Annotated in this window: 1 protein-coding gene and 2 pseudogenes; all 3 read left to right on the top strand. The window is 29.6% G+C overall.

What is annotated here, in order from left to right:
• Positions 1–95: 95 nt before the first annotated feature.
• Positions 96–911 (top strand): annotated as a pseudogene (locus HMPREF2782_RS04405) (VirD4-like conjugal transfer protein, CD1115 family); the annotation flags it as partial.
• Positions 912–929: 18 nt separating this feature from the next.
• Positions 930–1,205, top strand: a complete 276-nt coding sequence (locus tag HMPREF2782_RS04410) for a hypothetical protein (protein ID WP_070641164.1) — start codon at positions 930–932, stop codon at positions 1,203–1,205.
• Between the two features lie 190 nt (positions 1,206–1,395).
• Positions 1,396–1,519 (top strand): annotated as a pseudogene (locus HMPREF2782_RS04415) (single-stranded DNA-binding protein); the annotation flags it as partial.

Consider the following 1,519-nt stretch of genomic DNA (forward strand, 5'->3'; position numbering starts at 1 on the left):
GAAACAATGCAAGACAAATTAAAACGCATAATGATTAGAGAAATGGAGAGAGAAAAACATCAAAAAGTCGATAAAAATGATTAGAAAGTCCTTGACAAGTTGTTACAGGAAAAACTGCAAAGTCAATTCTAATATCATGTGGAGCAAGACTTGCACCTTTCGATATAAGAGAGCTTAGAGAACTAATGAGCGAAGATGAATTAGAACTCGATAAAATTGGAGATAGAAAAACTGCTTTATTCGTAATAATATCAGATACTGATGATACCTTTAACTTTGTAGTATCAATAATGTATTCCCAATTATTTAATCTACTATGTGATAAGGCAGATGATGTGTATGGTGGAAGACTTCCAGTTCATGTTAGGTGTCTACTTGATGAGTTTGCAAATATAGGATTAATTCCTAAATTTGAAAAATTAATTGCAACAATTCGTTCAAGAGAAATATCAGCAAGTATAATACTTCAAGCACAATCTCAATTAAAAGCAATCTATAAAGACCATGCAGATACAATAGTTGGTAACTGTGACTCCACACTCTTTCTAGGAGGAAAAGAAAAAACAACAGTAAAAGAGTTATCAGAAACCTTAGGAAAAGAAACCATAGACCTGTATAACACATCAGAAACAAGATCCAACCAAAAATCTTTTGGACTAAATTATCAAAAGACTGGCAAGGAACTTATGAGCCAAGATGAAATAACTGTAATGGATGGTGGTAAGTGTATATACCAGCTAAGAGGAGTAAGACCTTTCTTATCAGATAAATTCGATATTACAAAGCATAAGAATTACAAGTTATTGGAAGATTATGATAAGAAAAACTTGTTTGATGTTGAAGAGTATCTAACAAATAGAGATAAGGTAAAGTTAAAATCAAGTAATAAAATAAATAGGTTAAACATTTAAGTTTATGGAGAAAGCAAAATGTTTGAAAATAGAAAATCATCTTTAATTATTTTAAATATAAATGGTGAGCAGTTTATTCTGGAAAGTGATACAGAACTCACTATGGATAAGAAAAATTATATTGAAGCAATATGTGAGACAATGTACGATGAAAGTAATGAATGGTATGAAGATATATATGATATGTCCCCATATGATATAGCTGAGCTATTTGAAAAAACAGTAAAAGAAGAGGTAGGAATAACTGTTGCATTTAAAGCGATAGACCTTGAAGTATCGATTTTAGAAGACTAGAAATAAGGTATTAATAGGCGATAGAAATTAAAAACTCTATCGTCTTTTTTTATACTCAAAATTAGGAGGTTATGATGGTAAGGATAAGAAGTCCCACTTAAAACAATTTAATATATAAGACATTTAGCGATTGAAATATAAGTTCAGTCGCTTTTTTAATTGAAATTTTTAGATTAAGGAGAAGAAATTAATGGATAGAGAAATGATAAATATTAATGCAAATTTAGTTAAGGAAGCTGAATTTTCAGAATTTGAAAAAGATGGAGAAAATGTTCAAGTAGCAAATTTTGCTCTTGTTAAAAAATATGGAAAGG

Source organism: Anaerococcus sp. HMSC068A02, from assembly GCF_001811125.1.
GTDB lineage: Bacteria > Bacillota > Clostridia > Tissierellales > Peptoniphilaceae > Anaerococcus > Anaerococcus vaginalis_C.